The sequence below is a fragment of the Streptomyces sp. NPDC029164 genome (assembly GCF_055563995.1).
The window spans coordinates 80,408-94,478 of the sequence record NZ_JBVHWW010000021.1 but is presented as its reverse complement, the minus strand read 5'-3'; the positions used below and the strand labels follow the sequence as shown (position 1 = coordinate 94,478).

Below are 14,071 nucleotides of genomic sequence, written 5' to 3'. Positions count from 1 at the left end.
GGGTCGCATTCCGGGATCAAAACCCCACAAGACGGCGTCACATCCGATCGCTTCCGGAAAGTGGCGGTCATCGGCCGAATCGGTGAACCAAGTTCCCCGTTTTGGCCTCTCTCTGACTGCTCAGCGGTTTCTCCGCCCGGAACGACCCAAGGCGTGCCCCGATGCCCGTGACCCGTCGCCGCTTCGCGGCTCTGCTCACCGTGCTGACAGCCGGCGCCACCGGTGTGCTCTCCGTGGCCACCGGCCAGCAGACCTCGGCCGAGGCCACCCCGGAGACGGGCCCGGCCGCCGTCCTCCCCGCGAGCGTCGACTCCGGGTCCGTCGTCCAGGTCGTCGCGCACCCCGACGACGACCTCTTCTTCATGAACCCGGACCTCAGCCGTTCCCTGCTGTCCGGTACCCAGGTCACCACCGCGTACCTCACCTCCGGCGAGTCCGACGGGCGCAACGAGGCCGGCGGCGGCGCGGCCAAGGACCCCGAGCAGCCCGCCGACCGCACCCACTACGCGGAGGCCCGGCAGAACGGCATCCGCTCCGCGTACGCCCAGATGGCCACCGGCGACCGCACCAGCGCGTGGAAGCGCACGGTCATACCCACCGCCGGCGGCGGCCGGGCCGAACTCGACGTCCTCATAGCGAAGCCGCAGGTCAACCTGGTGTGGCTGATGCTGCGCGAGGCCCGCAGCACGGGCGGGGACACCCCCGAGAGCCTGCGCGGCCTGTGGAACGGCCGGATAGCCTCGCTGGACGCGCAGTTGACCTCCGGCACCCCGGTCAAGCAGCCGTTCTCGTACACGAAGGACCAGCTCGTCCAGTCGATAGCCGGAGTCCTGGAGCTGTACCGGCCGACGACGATACGGATGCAGGACCCGACGCCGAACCGGTACGGGGACAGCGGCCGGTACACCGACCACCAGGACCACATGTACGGGGCGCGCTTCGTACAGGCCGCCACCGCCGCCTACGCCGCCCAGGTCCAGCGCCGCCCCCGCTTCTCGGTCCAGAGCTACCTCGGCTACCACAACAGCACCCTGCCCCACTCGCTGGACCCGCAGACGGCCGAGACGAAGACCAACTACCTGCGGACCTACGCCTGGCAGGACCACCAGGACCACTGCGGCAGCCCGTCGGGATGCGGTGACCGCAAGGTCGCGGGCAACCCCACCGGGCGCAACTGGGCCCAGTCACTGCGCTACACCCGCGCCGACAGCACCTCCTGGCTGACGCAGGGAACGCCCGGCCGCCTCTGGGCGTTCGCCGCGCTCGACGGCCAGATGGCGTACTGGACGCGGGGGCCCGGCGGCGACTGGGCGGGCCCGGTCCTCCTCCCGGGCACGGGCATCGACCCGGGGGCGAACACCGCCCGCCTCCCCGACGGCCGCATCGCCGTCCTCGCCACCCGCACGGCCTTCGGCTCCGCACCCGCCGACTACCGGCGCGACGTCGTGTACGCCGTCCAGTCCGCGCCCGACGGGCCGTTCGGCCCGTGGCAGTCGCTCGGCACCCCCGAACGGACCGACGAGGAGGGCACCTCGTCGATCAGCGCCCCGGCGGCCGCCGTGGACGGGCAGGGCCTCCTCACGGTCTACCTGCGCGACTCCCGCCGCACCCTGCGCGCCACCGCCCAGCTGCCGGACGGCGGCTTCTCCCCCTGGCAGCGCCTCGGCGGCGAGGACCTGCAGGGCGACCCGGTGACCGCGGTCGACACCGCCGGGCGGCGCCACGTGTACGCCACCACCACCAAGTCCGTCCTGGCCTGGACCCAGCCCGCCGCGGGCACCACGCTGGCCGGGCCCTCGCCGACGGGCCTGCCCGCCACGACGGTCCCCCTCTCCGCCTCCCCGGAGGGCGCGGGCGTCCGCCTGTACTTCCGCCGCCCCGACTCCGGGGTCGTACGCACCGCCCTGGTCACGGCGGGCCCCACCGCCAGGCCCCAGGTCTCCAGCGTCGCGGAGGCGGGCGGCCGGGCCGGCTACGGCGCGGTCGGCGCCGCGGGCCGCCTCGTGGCGGGCCGCGCCGAGAGCGGCACCATAGGAACGACGGGCCTCGGCGGCCCCCCTGCCTGGGCGGAATCCCGCATGCTCTTCGCCGGCGCCCCCTCGGCCGTCCTCGAACCCACCGGCACCACCACGACAACGGTCCTGGGCCTCGACGCCGAACTCCACACAACCACCACCCCCACCACCCCCACCCGCCCCACCTGGCACCGCGCAGTCCGCTGACGCCCGCACCACGCCGGGGACCGGTGGCCGCAGATGCGGGCCGGGAAACACCCGGCACGGCACCGGCGCATCTCAAGATGCGTGAAGAGGCATCAGCAGGTCCACGGGACGGCTCCGGGCCGGTGGTCGGTGACCACCGGCCCGGAGGGTCGTGCGCGAGCCGCGAGGGGTTAGAGGACCGGGAGGTTCTTGCGGAGTTCGAAGGCCGTGACCTCCGAGCGGTACTCCTCCCACTCCTGCTTCTTGTTGCGGAGGAAGAAGTCGAAGACGTGTTCGCCGAGGGTTTCGGCGACCAGTTCGCTGCGTTCCATCAGGGAGATGGCCTCGCCGAGGTTCTGCGGGAGGGGTTCGATGCCCATCGCGCGGCGTTCGGCGTCGGAGAGGGCCCAGACGTCGTCATCGGCGCCCGCGGGGAGTTCGTAGCCCTCCTCGATGCCCTTGAGGCCGGCCGCGAGGAGGACGGCGTAGGTGAGGTACGGGTTGGCGCCCGAGTCGATCGAGCGGACCTCGACGCGGGAGGAGCCCGTCTTGCCCGGCTTGTACATCGGGACGCGGATCAGGGCGGAGCGGTTGTTGTGGCCCCAGCAGATGTACGAGGGGGCCTCGCCGCCCGCGCCGGCGCTGCGGGAGGAGCCGCCCCAGATGCGCTTGTAGGAGTTGACCCACTGGTTGGTGACCGCTGCCGTTTCGGCGGCGTGCTTGAGCAGGCCCGCGATGAAGGAGCGGCCCACCTTCGAGAGCTGGTACTCGGCGCCCGACTCGTAGAAGGCGTTGCGGTCGCCCTCGAAAAGGGAGAGGTGGGTGTGCATGCCCGAGCCCGGGTACTCCGAGAACGGCTTCGGCATGAAGGTGGCCTGCACGCCCTGTTCGAGGGCTACCTGCTTCATGACGAGGCGGAAGGTCATGATGTTGTCGGCCGTGGAGAGGGCGTCGGCGTAGCGGAGGTCGATCTCCTGCTGGCCGGGGGCGCCCTCGTGGTGGCTGAACTCGACCGAGATGCCCATCGATTCGAGCATGGTGATCGCCTGGCGGCGGAAGTCCATGCCCACGTTCTGCGGGGTGTGGTCGAAGTAGCCGGAGTTGTCGGCCGGGACCGGGCGGGTTCCGTCCAGCGGCTTGTCCTTCAGCAGGAAGAACTCGATCTCCGGGTGGGTGTAGAAGGTGAAGCCCAGGTCGGACGTCTTGGCCAGGATGCGCTTGAGGACGTAGCGCGGGTCCGCGAAGGACGGCGATCCGTCCGGCATGAGGATGTCGCAGAACATCCGGGCGGTCCCGGGGGCCTCGGCGCGCCACGGCAGTATCTGGAACGTGCTCGGGTCCGGCTTGGCGATCATGTCGGACTCGTAGACCCGTGCGAAGCCCTCGATGGCGGAGCCGTCGAAGCCGATGCCCTCGTCGAAGGCCTGCTCCAGCTCCGCGGGGGCGACCGCGACGGACTTGAGGAAGCCCAGTACGTCGGTGAACCACAGGCGCACGAAGCGGATGTCGCGCTCCTCAAGCGTCCGGAGGACGAATTCCTGCTGCTTGTCCATGCCTTCATCCTCGCAGTTCAGACGGCCTGTGCACCACCGCCTCACGGTTCGGGGCACAGTCGGGCCGGCCCAGTATCGCCAGTGGTGGTTTCCGCCACATTACGCACCCGGGAAAGCTCGCGGCACCCCCGCACTGACCTCGGAGCCGTCATGAGCATTACCATCTGCGCCCATGGGGGGCCTGCAGTACGTGCGGCCGGGGCGTCGGGGACGTCCCGGGCTTCGGCGTGCCCTTCCGCTGACGGTCTTCGGGCCGCTGGTCGGGGTACTGGTCGGGGTGCTGACCGGCGCGCTGTTCCTGTGCGCCTCCCGGTCGGGCGAGTCCTCCGTCTCCGCACCCGCGCCGGCGGGCGCGCGGGCCGAACCGCGGACGCACGGCACGGCGCACGCCCTCTGCGTGTCCCCGTACGACCTGCCCGGCTGCTCCTCCCTCGCGCACGTGACCCCGGGCGTACTGCCCGTGCCGCCGCCCGCCGTGACCGTGCCGGGCGGCGCGCCGCCACCCGCCGCCGAGGTCTCCGGCGCGGGCCGGATCCGGCCGCCCGGACCGCTCGCGCGCGCCCCCGACCTGCATGCCCTCCAGGTGCTGCGGACCTGACAGGTCCGGTTTCGCGTTCCGTCCACCCCCCATCAGCAGAAGGAACCAGGGCACATGGCCAGCAAGTCCGGCAGGACCCAGCAGCACACCGACCCGCACTCCCGCCAGGCGCGCATAGCCGAGATGCGCCGCGCCGAGAAGATCCGGGAGCGGCGCAACAAGGCCATCGCGATCACCGTCTCGACGGTCATCGTCGCCGGTCTGGTCGGTTTCGGCGCATGGGTGCTGATCGACCAGAAGCAGACCGAGCAGCGCAAGAAGGAAGCCGCGGAGCAGATCCGCAAGGAGGCCGAGGAGGTCCGCAAGAAGCCCGTCGAGGGCGAGCAGCTCTGGGACGCGAAGAAGCTCGGCCGCAACCACGTCGAGACCCCGGTGAAGTACGAGATGAATCCGCCGGTCGGCGGTGACCACCACCCCCGCTGGATGAACTGCAACGGCGACGTCTACAAGAACCCGCTGCCCGAGGTGAACGCCGTGCACTCGCTGGAGCACGGGGCCGTCTGGGTGACGTACAACGAGAAGGCCGCCAAGGCCGACGTGGACAAGCTCGCCGCGACCGTCGGCAAGACCCCGTACACGCTGATGAGCCCGGTCAAGGAGCAGGCCGGCGCGATCATGCTCAGCGCGTGGGGCAAGCAGCTGACCGTGGAGACGGCGGACGACCCGCGGGTGAAGCAGTTCTTCACCAAGTACGTGCAGGGCGAGCAGACCCCCGAGCCGGGCGCGGCCTGCACGAGCGGGCTGGCCGACAAGTGACCGGCCGCACGCCCCGCACGCCCCGTACGTACTGGGCCGCGGGCACGGCCGTCCTGCTGGCGCTGCTGTTCGCGGCGGCAGCCACGGTCGCCGCCGCCAACGGCGATCCCGGTGCGCCGCCCCGGACCGCCGCCCCCGCCACGCCGGGGCTGCACTCCCCGGACGCGGGCTTCGCCCGGGACATGGCGGTGCATCACCAGCAGGCGGTGGAGATGTCCTTCATCGTGCGGGACCGCACCCAGGACGAGGCGGTGCGCACCCTCGCCTTCGACATCGCCAACACCCAGGCCAACCAGCGGGGCATGCTGCTCGGCTGGCTGGACCTGTGGGGGCTGCCGAAGGTGATGGCCGACGAACCCCCGATGTCCTGGATGGGGGCTTCCGGAGGCCACGGGGATCACGCGGAGCACGGCGCGGCCCAGCCCGGCGCGCTGATGCCCGGCATGGCGACCAAGGAGGAGCTGGCCCGGCTGGGCTCCGCCGAGGGCCGGGACGCGGAGGTGCTCTTCCTCCAGCTGATGACCGACCACCACAAGGGCGGCGTCGCGATGGCCGAGGGCTGTGCGCAGCAGTGCGTGACCCCGGTCGAGCGGGCGCTCGCCCAGGGCATGGCCGACGCGCAGCGCTCGGAGCTCACGCTGATGACGGACATGCTCGGCAAGCGCGGAGCTGCGCCGCGCGGGTGAGCGGGCATGCGCCGCGCGGGTGACCGGGCATGCGCCGCGCGGGTGACGGGGCATGCCCGTACGGTGGTGGGAGGGCGCCCTCTCACCCGTACGGGCGTGCACTCCGTCCGTGCGTGGAGTCGCACCGCGGTCCGTGGGCGGGGGGCGCCGAGGCGGGCGCAGCCGCGCCCCGCCGCTCGTACGGCGCTCAGGAGGTTGATGCGATGACCACCGCCGGAGAGATCATGCACAGGGGGGCCCAGTGGATCCCCGCCACCGAGACCCTGGACCGGGCCGCCCAGCTGATGAGCGAGCTCAACGTGGGCGCGCTGCCCATCAGCGACAGCGAGGAACGGCTCTGCGGGATCCTGACCGACCGCGACATCGTGGTCGGCTGCGTGGCCAAGGGGCACGACCCGTCGAAGACCACGGCCGGTGACATGGCCCAGGGCACCCCGCGCTGGATCGACGCGGGCGCGGACGTATCCGAGGTGCTGGAAGAGATGCAGAGCCACCAGATCCGCCGGCTGCCGGTGATCAGCAACAAGAAGCTGGTCGGCATGATCAGTGAGGCCGATCTGGCCAAGCACCTCTCCGACGAGCAGATCGCGGGCTGGGCCGAGAAGGTCTACGCGAGGGGCTGACCGGCGGCGTTGCGGACCGCCCGGGCCACCTGGTCCGGGCGGTCGAGCATGACCAGGTGCCCGGCGGGCTCGGCGACCTCGAAGCGCGCGCCGAGCACGTCCGCGAGGTCCGCCTGGCGGGCCAGCCAGCGCAGGGCGCCGCCGCCCGCCGAACCGTCGTGGCCGGCGAGGACGGTGGCGGGGGCGGTCAGCGGGTGCGTCCCGCGCAGGGCGAGCAGCTCGGCGGCCATGTCCGGGTAGCGGGAGTTCTCCAGCAGGGCGCCGCGCCAGACGCGGCCGGTGCGGTAGCAGCGGCGTACGAGGTCCCGTGCTGCCGGGTCGGAGCCGCCGGTGCGGGAGGCCCGTACGGCGGCGCGCCGGGCCGGCGGTCCCAGCGCGGCCGGCAGCCCGGCGGCGGTCACCGCCCGGCCGAGGGCGCGGGCGGCGCCGGTGCGCAGCGCCGCGGGCAGCACCGTACGGGGGTCCTCCTCGACACTGCCGTCGAGGAGGACCAGGGCGGCGGTGCGCCGCGGGTACAGGCGGGCGAAGGCCTCGGCGTGGAACGCGGCGATCGAGTGCCCGACGACGGTGACCGGGCCGGTGACCGGGCCGGTGAGAGCGAGTGCGTCCAGCAGGCCGGCGATCCGGTGGGCCTCCCCGGCGGTGGTCGGCGGCTCGGCGGCCGGGCCGCTGAGGCCGTGGCCGGGGCGGTCGAAGCGGACGACGGTGCGGCCCGAGGCGGCGAGCAACGCGGCGACGGGGTCCCAGTCGAACCAGGCCATGGCGAGCCCGGCGCTCAGCACGCACACCGGCCCCCGGCCCTCGACGACGACGTGCAGCGGGACCCCGTCCACGCGCACGAACCGGCCGCCGCCGCTCGCGGACGGAGCCGCATGCCGGTCCTCGTACGGCTCCATGGACGGCGGCACGCGCGGCGTCACGTACGGCCTTCCTTGTGGACCGAGTACGCGAGCAGGCCCAGCCAGAGCGCCACGAGCAGCACCTGGAGCCGCTGCCCCGCGCCGAGGGCCCAGGTCCCGCGCCCCGCGGTGAACAGCGCGATGGCGGTCAGCGTCCACGCGGTGGCGAGCAGTTCGAGGGCGACGAGCGCGGGGCCGTAGCGGGCGAGCGGGGCGAACCAGCCGTAGCGGCGGGCGGCGACGGTCAGGGCCACCAGGCCGACCAGGGCACCGGTCATGGCGAGACTGCTGCTGACGGCGTGGGCCCGGTGGGTGGCGGGGACCAGGCCGGCGGTCTCCAGGGCGGCGCATTCGGGGTCCACGGTGGGCGTGCAGCTCAGCGGCAGCCAGGCGTCGGCGGCGGTGGCCGCGCCGAAGAGGGTGACCCCGGCCCAGCCGACGACCGCCCAGAGGCGGCGCGACTCGGCGTGCTTCAGCAGCCGGAACAGGGCCAGCAGTCCGCCGGCGAAGGCGAGCAGCCCGGCGGTGAAGTCGGTGGCCCGGAACAGACCGCCGAGCGGCTGGTCCTGGGCGGCGAGCTCGCTGACGTACGTCTCGATGGGGTTGAGGCCCGTGGAGAGCACGACTTCGAGCACCCACGCGGTGTAGGCGGCGCCGGCGAGACCGATCAGCACGGCGACCGGCCAGGCGGTCCGCGGAGAGAGGCCATGGGGGGACATAGTGTGACTAATCCTAAGCAGACCCGGGGGTCGGTCCTATGATCAGATACCCACCCCGGGTAGGGTTCCGGCCATGACGCGCAGTGCTCAGCGAGCCGCCCCGGGGCCCCGGTTGCTGCTGCTCGCCGCGCTGTTGCTGGGCATCGTCACCATGCACACCCTCGGCCATCCGGCTGACTCCCATGCCATGGAGGACGTGTCCGCGGCCCGCTCCGTTGCCTCGGCCGGGTCATCCGGCCCGGCCGCGGACGGTGGCGCGCACCACATTCCGGCGCCCCCGCCGACGGCGCCGGACACCGGGCAGGACCCCCTGCCGGCCCTCGAACCGGCGGCGGAACCGGCCGCGGGAGCGGCCAGGGGACCGGCCATGGGACCGGCCGCGGGCCCGGCGCGGGCCGCCGGAACGCAGTGGCCCGGAACCGGCATGGACCCCGTGTCCGTCTGCTCCGCCGTGCTCGCGGGGCTCGTCCTGCTGTACCTCGGCGCCGGACCGGCCGGCTCCCGCGACACCGCGCCGCTCGGGGGCGCGGTGCGCATACCGGGCCGGAATTCGGACGGGTGCGGGCCGTGGTCGTGGCACCCTTGCGGTGATCACTGCAGCTGCGACAAAAGGACGCCCTCGCCGGTATGAGCACCACGCCGAACCCGCCCAGCATCCCTCCCGGCCCGCCTGCGGAGCCGGCGGGCACCTCGATACCCGAGGCCGCCTCCATACCGGCGCCGTCCGCACCCGCGCAGCCGCTGTCGCTCGACAAGACCCCGGCCCCGGCGGCGCCGGAGAGCCAGGCAGCCCCCGGGGCCCCGGCCGACGCCGGAACTCCCGAGGCCCCGGCCCCTGTCGATACGCCCCCGGCCGCGGCCGCGGCCCCGGCCCCGGCCCCGGTCGACGCGCCCGCCACTCCCGCCCCGGCGCCCGCCCCCGCTGACCCGTGGGCCACACCCGACCCCTCGGCTCCCAAGGCACCCGCGGCCCCGTCCACCCCCCAGGCACCGGCAGCACCGGCCGCCCCCGCGGCCTTTGACACCCCGGCAGCCCCCACCCCCTCGCCCTTCGCCCCGCCCACCCCGGTTCCGGGCCCGCCGACCGTCCCCGGACCGGCCCCCGCCTGGGGCGCGCCGGCCCCCGCGTGGGGACAGCCCGGCTTCAACGGGGTCCCGTACGCCGGTTACCCGCAGGGCCCCCCGACCACCAACGGCCTGGCCATCGCCGCCGTGATCGTCGCCAGCTTCGCCGTCCTGACCGGCCTCCTGCCCTTCTTCTTCTGGTTGGGCGCCCTGCTGGCCATCGTCGCCACGGGCCTCGGGATCGGCGGGCTCGTCCGCGCCGGCAAGGGCGCCCCGAACAAGGCGATGTCCGTCGTCGGCACCGTCCTCGGCGTGCTCGGCCTCGCCGCCTCCGGCGCAGGCTTCTTCGTCACGGCCGCCTTCCTCGATCGCGGCTCCAGCCGCTACGAGCAGGGGATGGACATCGACGAGGACGAGCTGGACCTGGAGGGCCTCTACCCCAGCGGTGAGCCCCGGCCGTCCGCGTCCCCGTCGCCCTCCCAGGTCCCGGGCCTGACCAGCGCGCTGCCGTTCGGCGAGACCTTCACCTACCCGAACGGCATCAAGGTGAGCCTCTCGGCGCCGAAGAAGTACGTCACGAAGAACAAGTACTCCAAGGTGGGCAACGCGGTGGAGATGACGCTCACCATCACCAACGGCTCGTCCGCCACGCACAACGTCATCTACGCGATGCCCAACGTCCGCGACGCGAACGGGATGACCGCCAAGCTCGTCTTCGACGGCGACGTCCCGAAGATGATCAAGGGTGACATCCTGCCGGGCGAGTCCGCGAGCGGGGTCGTGGCCTTCGAGGTCCCGGAGGGCACCGAGCGCATCAGCGCCGACATCTCACCCGGAATCCTGCTGCCCAACGCCAAGTTCAGCGGCTCGATCGGCTGACCCGAGCACACCGGATGGCCGGGGCCCCGGACATCGCGTCAGAAAGACGATTAGACTGGGCGCCGTGCCTCAACTACGCCTCGCTCTGAATCAGATCGACTCGCATGTCGGCAACATCGCCGCCAACACCGACTCGGTCGTCCACTGGACCCGGCACTCCGCCGAGCAGGGTGCCCACCTGGTGGCGTTCCCGGAGATGATGCTGACCGGGTACCCCGTCGAGGACCTCGCCCTGCGGGGCTCCTTCGTCGAGGCCTCCCGTGCCGCGCTGCGCGAGCTCGCGCGGCGGCTGGCGGCCGAGGGCCTCGGCGAGCTGCCGGTCGTCGTCGGTTACCTCGACCGCACCGAGAAGGCCGTCCCCCGGCTGGGCAAGCCGGCCGGCTCCCCCGAGAACGCGGCGGCCGTGCTGCACCGCGGGCAGGTCGTCCTGCGCTTCGCCAAGCACCACCTGCCCAACTACGGGGTGTTCGACGAGTTCCGGTACTTCGTGCCGGGCGACACCCAGCCGGTGATCCGGGTCCACGGCGTCGACGTGGCCCTGGCCATCTGCGAGGACCTCTGGCAGGAGGGCGGCCGGGTCCCGGCCACCCGCTCCGCCGGGGCCGGACTGCTGATCTCGGTCAACGCGTCCCCGTACGAGCGCAACAAGGACGACCTGCGCCTCGAACTGGTACAGAAGCGGGCCCAGGAGGCCGGCTGCACCCTCGCCTACCTGGCGATGATCGGCGGCCAGGACGAGCTGGTCTTCGACGGCGACTCGATCGTCGTCGACGCCGGCGGCGAGGTCATCGCCCGCGCCCCGCAGTTCTCCGAGGGCTGCGTCCTGGTCGACCTCGACCTGCCCGCCGCGCGCGCCGACGCCCCCGAGGGCGTGGTGGACGACGGACTGCGCATCGACCGCGTGATCCTGTCCGAGGAGCCCGTGGAGGCGTACGAGCCCGTCGTCACCGGCGGTTACGCCGACCGCCTCGACGACGACGAGGAGGTCTACGACGCGCTGGTCGTGGGCCTGCGCGCGTACGTGAAGAAGAACGGATTCCGTTCCGTCCTGATCGGGCTCTCCGGAGGCATCGACTCCGCGCTCGTCGCCGCCATCGCCTGCGACGCGATCGGCGCGCAGAACGTGTACGGCGTCTCGATGCCCTCGAAGTACTCCTCGGACCACTCCAAGGGGGACGCGGCCGACCTGGCCGAGCGGACCGGCCTGAACCTCCGGACCGTGCCGATCGAGCCGATGTTCGACGCGTACATGGGCTCGCTCGGCCTCACCGGCCTGGCCGAGGAGAACCTCCAGTCCCGGCTGCGCGGCACCATGCTGATGGCGGTCTCCAACCAGGAGGGCCACATCGTGCTGGCCCCCGGCAACAAGTCGGAGCTGGCCGTCGGCTATTCCACGCTCTACGGCGACTCGGTGGGCGCGTACGGCCCGATCAAGGACGTCTACAAGACGGACGTCTTCCGGCTCGCGCAGTACCGCAACCGGGCCGCCGCGGAGCGCGGCGAGACCCCGCCGATCCCGGAGAACTCCATCGTGAAGCCGCCGAGCGCCGAACTGCGCCCGGGCCAGGTGGACACGGACTCGCTGCCGGACTACCCGATGCTCGACGCGATCCTCGCCCTGTACGTGGACCGCGACCAGGGCATGGAGGCCATCGTGGCGGCCGGCTTCGACCGCGAGCTGGTCGCCAGGACCCTGCGGATGGTGGACACGGCGGAGTACAAGCGCCGCCAGTACCCGCCGGGCACGAAGATCTCCGCGAAGGGCTTCGGCAAGGACCGCCGGCTGCCCATCACGAACGGCTGGCGCGAGCAGGCGTAACCACCGCGCGTGGCGAGCCACCGCGCGTGGCCGCCGGGCACGCGGACCGTGCCCGGCGGCCGTGTGCGTCAGGAAGGCTTGACCGTGACCCGGGCGGCGACGGGAAGGTGGTCGCTGCCCGTGCGGGGCAGGGTCCAGGAGGCCTCCGGCCGGATCCCGCGGACCATGATCTGGTCGATCCGGGCCATCGGGAACTGCGCCGGCCAGCTGAAGCCGAAGCCGTCGCCCGCCGCGCCCTGGGTGGAGCGCATCTGCGAGGTGACCTCGGACAGGGCGCGGTCGTTCATGGTGCCGTTGAGGTCACCGAGCAGGATGACCTTCTTCAGCGGTTCGGCGGCGAGGGCGGCGCCCAGCGCGTCGGCGCTGTCGTCGCGCTGGTTCGCGGTGAAGCCGGCCTTCAGCTTGACCCGGACCGAGGGCAGGTGCGCGACGAAGGCCGCGACCTTGCCGTGCGGGGTGTCGACGGTGGCGCGCATGGCCCGGGTCCAGCCCATCCTGATGTCGACGGGCGCGCTCGCGCTCAGCGGGTACTTGCTCCAGAGGCCGACCGTGCCCTCGACCGAGTGGTACTTGTACGTGCCCGCGAGGGCCTTCTCGTAGACGGGGACGGCGCTCCCCTTGAGCTCGGTCAGGGCCAGGACGTCGGCCCCGGACCTGGCGACGGACTCGGCGGTGCCGCCCGGGTCGGGATTGTCGGCGTCGACGTTGTGGGTGGCGACCACGAGGTTGCCGCCGGAGCCGGACTTGTCGGTGACCAGCCCGCCGAAGAGGTTCACCCAGACCGCGCCGGTCAGCACGAGCGCGATGAGCGCGATCGCGGACCTGCGGAAGACGGCGCCGGCCAGCAGGAGCGGGACGGCCAGGCCCAGCCAGGGCAGGAAGGTCTCGGTGAGGCTGCCGAGGTTGCCCACGTCGTTGGGCAGCTCCGCGTGGAAGATCATCACCAGCGCGATCAGCAGGGCGATCGCGGCGAGCACCCATCCCCGCCGCCAGATCCCGGGGTCCTTGCGCAGTTCGGCCAGCCGGCGCAGGAAGCGGGATCCGGAGGGCTCGGGCTCCGAGCCGCCGTTCCCCGATTCCGTCATGTACGCCTGTGCCATGCCACTGCCCTCACTGCCGTGCTCGCGCTCCGTCCCCGCCCCTTGACCCTAGGCGATGCACGGAGCCTTCCGTGTCGTACGTCACGACCGTCCGTAGCGGCCGTACGTCCGGGAGGACGAACGGCCGTGCGCACGGGGTTCCGCTTGTCACGAAACGCGCACATTGGATCCCGCGGGCCGGGTGTCCCCCACACCACTTCCGCCTTCGGCCCCACGGATGCCACCATGGTGGGTAAGTCCGGGGACGCCGTGAGGGTGCCTCGAGATGACACAAGGAGCAGTTGCAATGACGCATGCCGTTTCGCCTGCCCGCGAACCCGCAGCAGCAGCCTCGTCGGGTCCCCCCACCCTGTACGGAGGCACGGGCACCCGGCGCATCACCGTCCGCGACCTGACGCTCGCCAAGGAACGCGGCGAGAAGTGGCCCATGCTCACCGCCTACGACGCCATGACCGCTTCCGTCTTCGACGAGTCCGGCATCCCGGTCATCCTCGTCGGCGACTCCATGGGCAATTGCCACCTCGGCTACGACTCCACCGTCCCGGTGACGATGGACCAGATGACCATGCTCTCGGCGGCCGTCGTACGGGGCACGAGCCGCGCCCTGGTCATCGGCGACATGCCGTTCGGCTCGTACCAGGAAGGCGCCGTGCAGGCGCTGCGCAGTGCCACCCGTCTCGTGAAGGAGGCCGGGGTCGGAGCGGTGAAGCTGGAGGGCGGCGAGCGCTCGCTGGCCCAGACCGAGCTGATCGTGCAGTCGGGCATCCCGGTCATGTCCCACCTGGGCCTGACCCCGCAGTCGGTCAACGCGATGGGCTACCGGGTGCAGGGCCGCGGCGACGAGGCCGCGCACCAGCTGCTGCGCGACGCGAAGGCGGCGCAGGACGCGGGCGCCTTCGCGGTGGTGCTGGAGCTCGTCCCGGCCGAGCTGGCCGCCGAGGTCACCCGGTCCCTGCACATCCCGACGGTCGGCATCGGCGCGGGCTCGGAGTGCGACGCGCAGGTTCTGGTATGGACCGACATGATGGGCCTGACCGGCGGGAAGCTGCCGCGGTTCGTGAAGCAGTACGCGAACCTCCGCGCGACCATGGGCGACGCGGCGAAGGCCTTCGCCGAGGACGTGGTCGGCGGAACGTTCCCGCAGGCGGAGCACGCCTTCCACTGATCAGGTGA

At 72.7% G+C, this 14,071-nt stretch carries 13 protein-coding genes; 9 read left to right on the top strand and 4 right to left on the bottom strand.

The genetic code is table 11. The features are described 5' to 3' along the window. Positions 1–161 precede the first annotated feature (161 nt). Positions 162–2,222 (top strand): PIG-L family deacetylase, encoded by a 2,061-nt coding sequence (locus ACZ4VT_RS21350; protein ID WP_467951704.1) that lies wholly within the window; start codon positions 162–164, stop codon positions 2,220–2,222. 170 nt (positions 2,223–2,392) lie between these two features. Here the strand turns inward: ACZ4VT_RS21350 and ACZ4VT_RS21345 are convergent, their stop codons facing one another. After that, complete coding sequence (locus tag ACZ4VT_RS21345; RefSeq protein WP_030717411.1) at positions 2,393–3,754, bottom strand: glutamine synthetase family protein; 1,362 nt, start codon at positions 3,752–3,754, stop codon at positions 2,393–2,395. A gap of 172 nt (positions 3,755–3,926) precedes the next feature. On the opposite strand from ACZ4VT_RS21345, the gene ACZ4VT_RS21340 reads away from it, so the two are divergent. From ACZ4VT_RS21340 to ACZ4VT_RS21325, 4 genes are all read left to right on the top strand, one after another. Further along, positions 3,927–4,352: a hypothetical protein gene (locus ACZ4VT_RS21340; protein ID WP_467951702.1), complete on the top strand. Its 426-nt coding sequence runs from the start codon at positions 3,927–3,929 to the stop codon at positions 4,350–4,352. Between the two features lie 54 nt (positions 4,353–4,406). Next, entirely contained in the window at positions 4,407–5,108 is a 702-nt protein-coding gene (locus ACZ4VT_RS21335) for a DUF3105 domain-containing protein (RefSeq protein ID WP_467951701.1), read from the top strand. Next, positions 5,105–5,794, top strand: coding sequence for a DUF305 domain-containing protein (locus ACZ4VT_RS21330; protein ID WP_467951700.1), 690 nt, complete (start codon positions 5,105–5,107; stop codon positions 5,792–5,794). The genes ACZ4VT_RS21335 and ACZ4VT_RS21330 overlap by 4 nt, the downstream gene beginning before the upstream one ends. 203 nt (positions 5,795–5,997) lie before the next feature. Beyond that, positions 5,998–6,417, top strand: a complete 420-nt coding sequence (locus ACZ4VT_RS21325) for a CBS domain-containing protein (protein ID WP_362807065.1) — start codon at positions 5,998–6,000, stop codon at positions 6,415–6,417. On the opposite strand, the gene ACZ4VT_RS21320 is transcribed toward ACZ4VT_RS21325, so the two are convergent. Next, positions 6,402–7,313: an alpha/beta fold hydrolase gene (locus tag ACZ4VT_RS21320; protein ID WP_467951771.1), complete on the bottom strand. Its 912-nt coding sequence runs from the start codon at positions 7,311–7,313 to the stop codon at positions 6,402–6,404. The genes ACZ4VT_RS21325 and ACZ4VT_RS21320 overlap by 16 nt on opposite strands. 20 nt (positions 7,314–7,333) lie before the next feature. Continuing rightward, entirely contained in the window at positions 7,334–8,035 is a 702-nt protein-coding gene (locus ACZ4VT_RS21315; RefSeq protein WP_362807068.1) for a DUF998 domain-containing protein, read from the bottom strand. Positions 8,036–8,108: 73 nt separating this feature from the next. On the opposite strand from ACZ4VT_RS21315, the gene ACZ4VT_RS21310 reads away from it, so the two are divergent. From ACZ4VT_RS21310 to ACZ4VT_RS21300, 3 genes are all read left to right on the top strand, one after another. Beyond that, the gene (locus ACZ4VT_RS21310) at positions 8,109–8,666 is read left to right on the top strand and encodes a hypothetical protein (RefSeq protein ID WP_467951698.1); all 558 of its coding nucleotides are present in this window, start codon (positions 8,109–8,111) and stop codon (positions 8,664–8,666) included. Next, positions 8,663–9,979 carry a DUF4352 domain-containing protein gene (locus ACZ4VT_RS21305; RefSeq protein WP_467951697.1) on the top strand — a complete coding sequence of 439 codons (1,317 nt, stop codon included), beginning with the start codon at positions 8,663–8,665 and terminating at the stop codon, positions 9,977–9,979. Before ACZ4VT_RS21310 ends, ACZ4VT_RS21305 begins: the two co-directional genes overlap by 4 nt. 64 nt (positions 9,980–10,043) lie before the next feature. Next, positions 10,044–11,798, top strand: coding sequence for an NAD+ synthase (locus ACZ4VT_RS21300; RefSeq protein WP_467951696.1), 1,755 nt, complete (start codon positions 10,044–10,046; stop codon positions 11,796–11,798). A gap of 68 nt (positions 11,799–11,866) precedes the next feature. Here the strand turns inward: ACZ4VT_RS21300 and ACZ4VT_RS21295 are convergent, their stop codons facing one another. After that, on the bottom strand, positions 11,867–12,898 hold the full coding sequence (locus ACZ4VT_RS21295) for an endonuclease/exonuclease/phosphatase family protein (protein ID WP_467951694.1): 1,032 nt from the start codon (positions 12,896–12,898) through the stop codon (positions 11,867–11,869). Between the two features lie 286 nt (positions 12,899–13,184). Between ACZ4VT_RS21295 and panB the strand changes: the two genes are divergently transcribed. After that, positions 13,185–14,063, top strand: coding sequence for a 3-methyl-2-oxobutanoate hydroxymethyltransferase (gene panB, locus ACZ4VT_RS21290; RefSeq protein ID WP_467951693.1), 879 nt, complete (start codon positions 13,185–13,187; stop codon positions 14,061–14,063). The last annotated feature ends 8 nt before the right edge of the window (positions 14,064–14,071 follow it).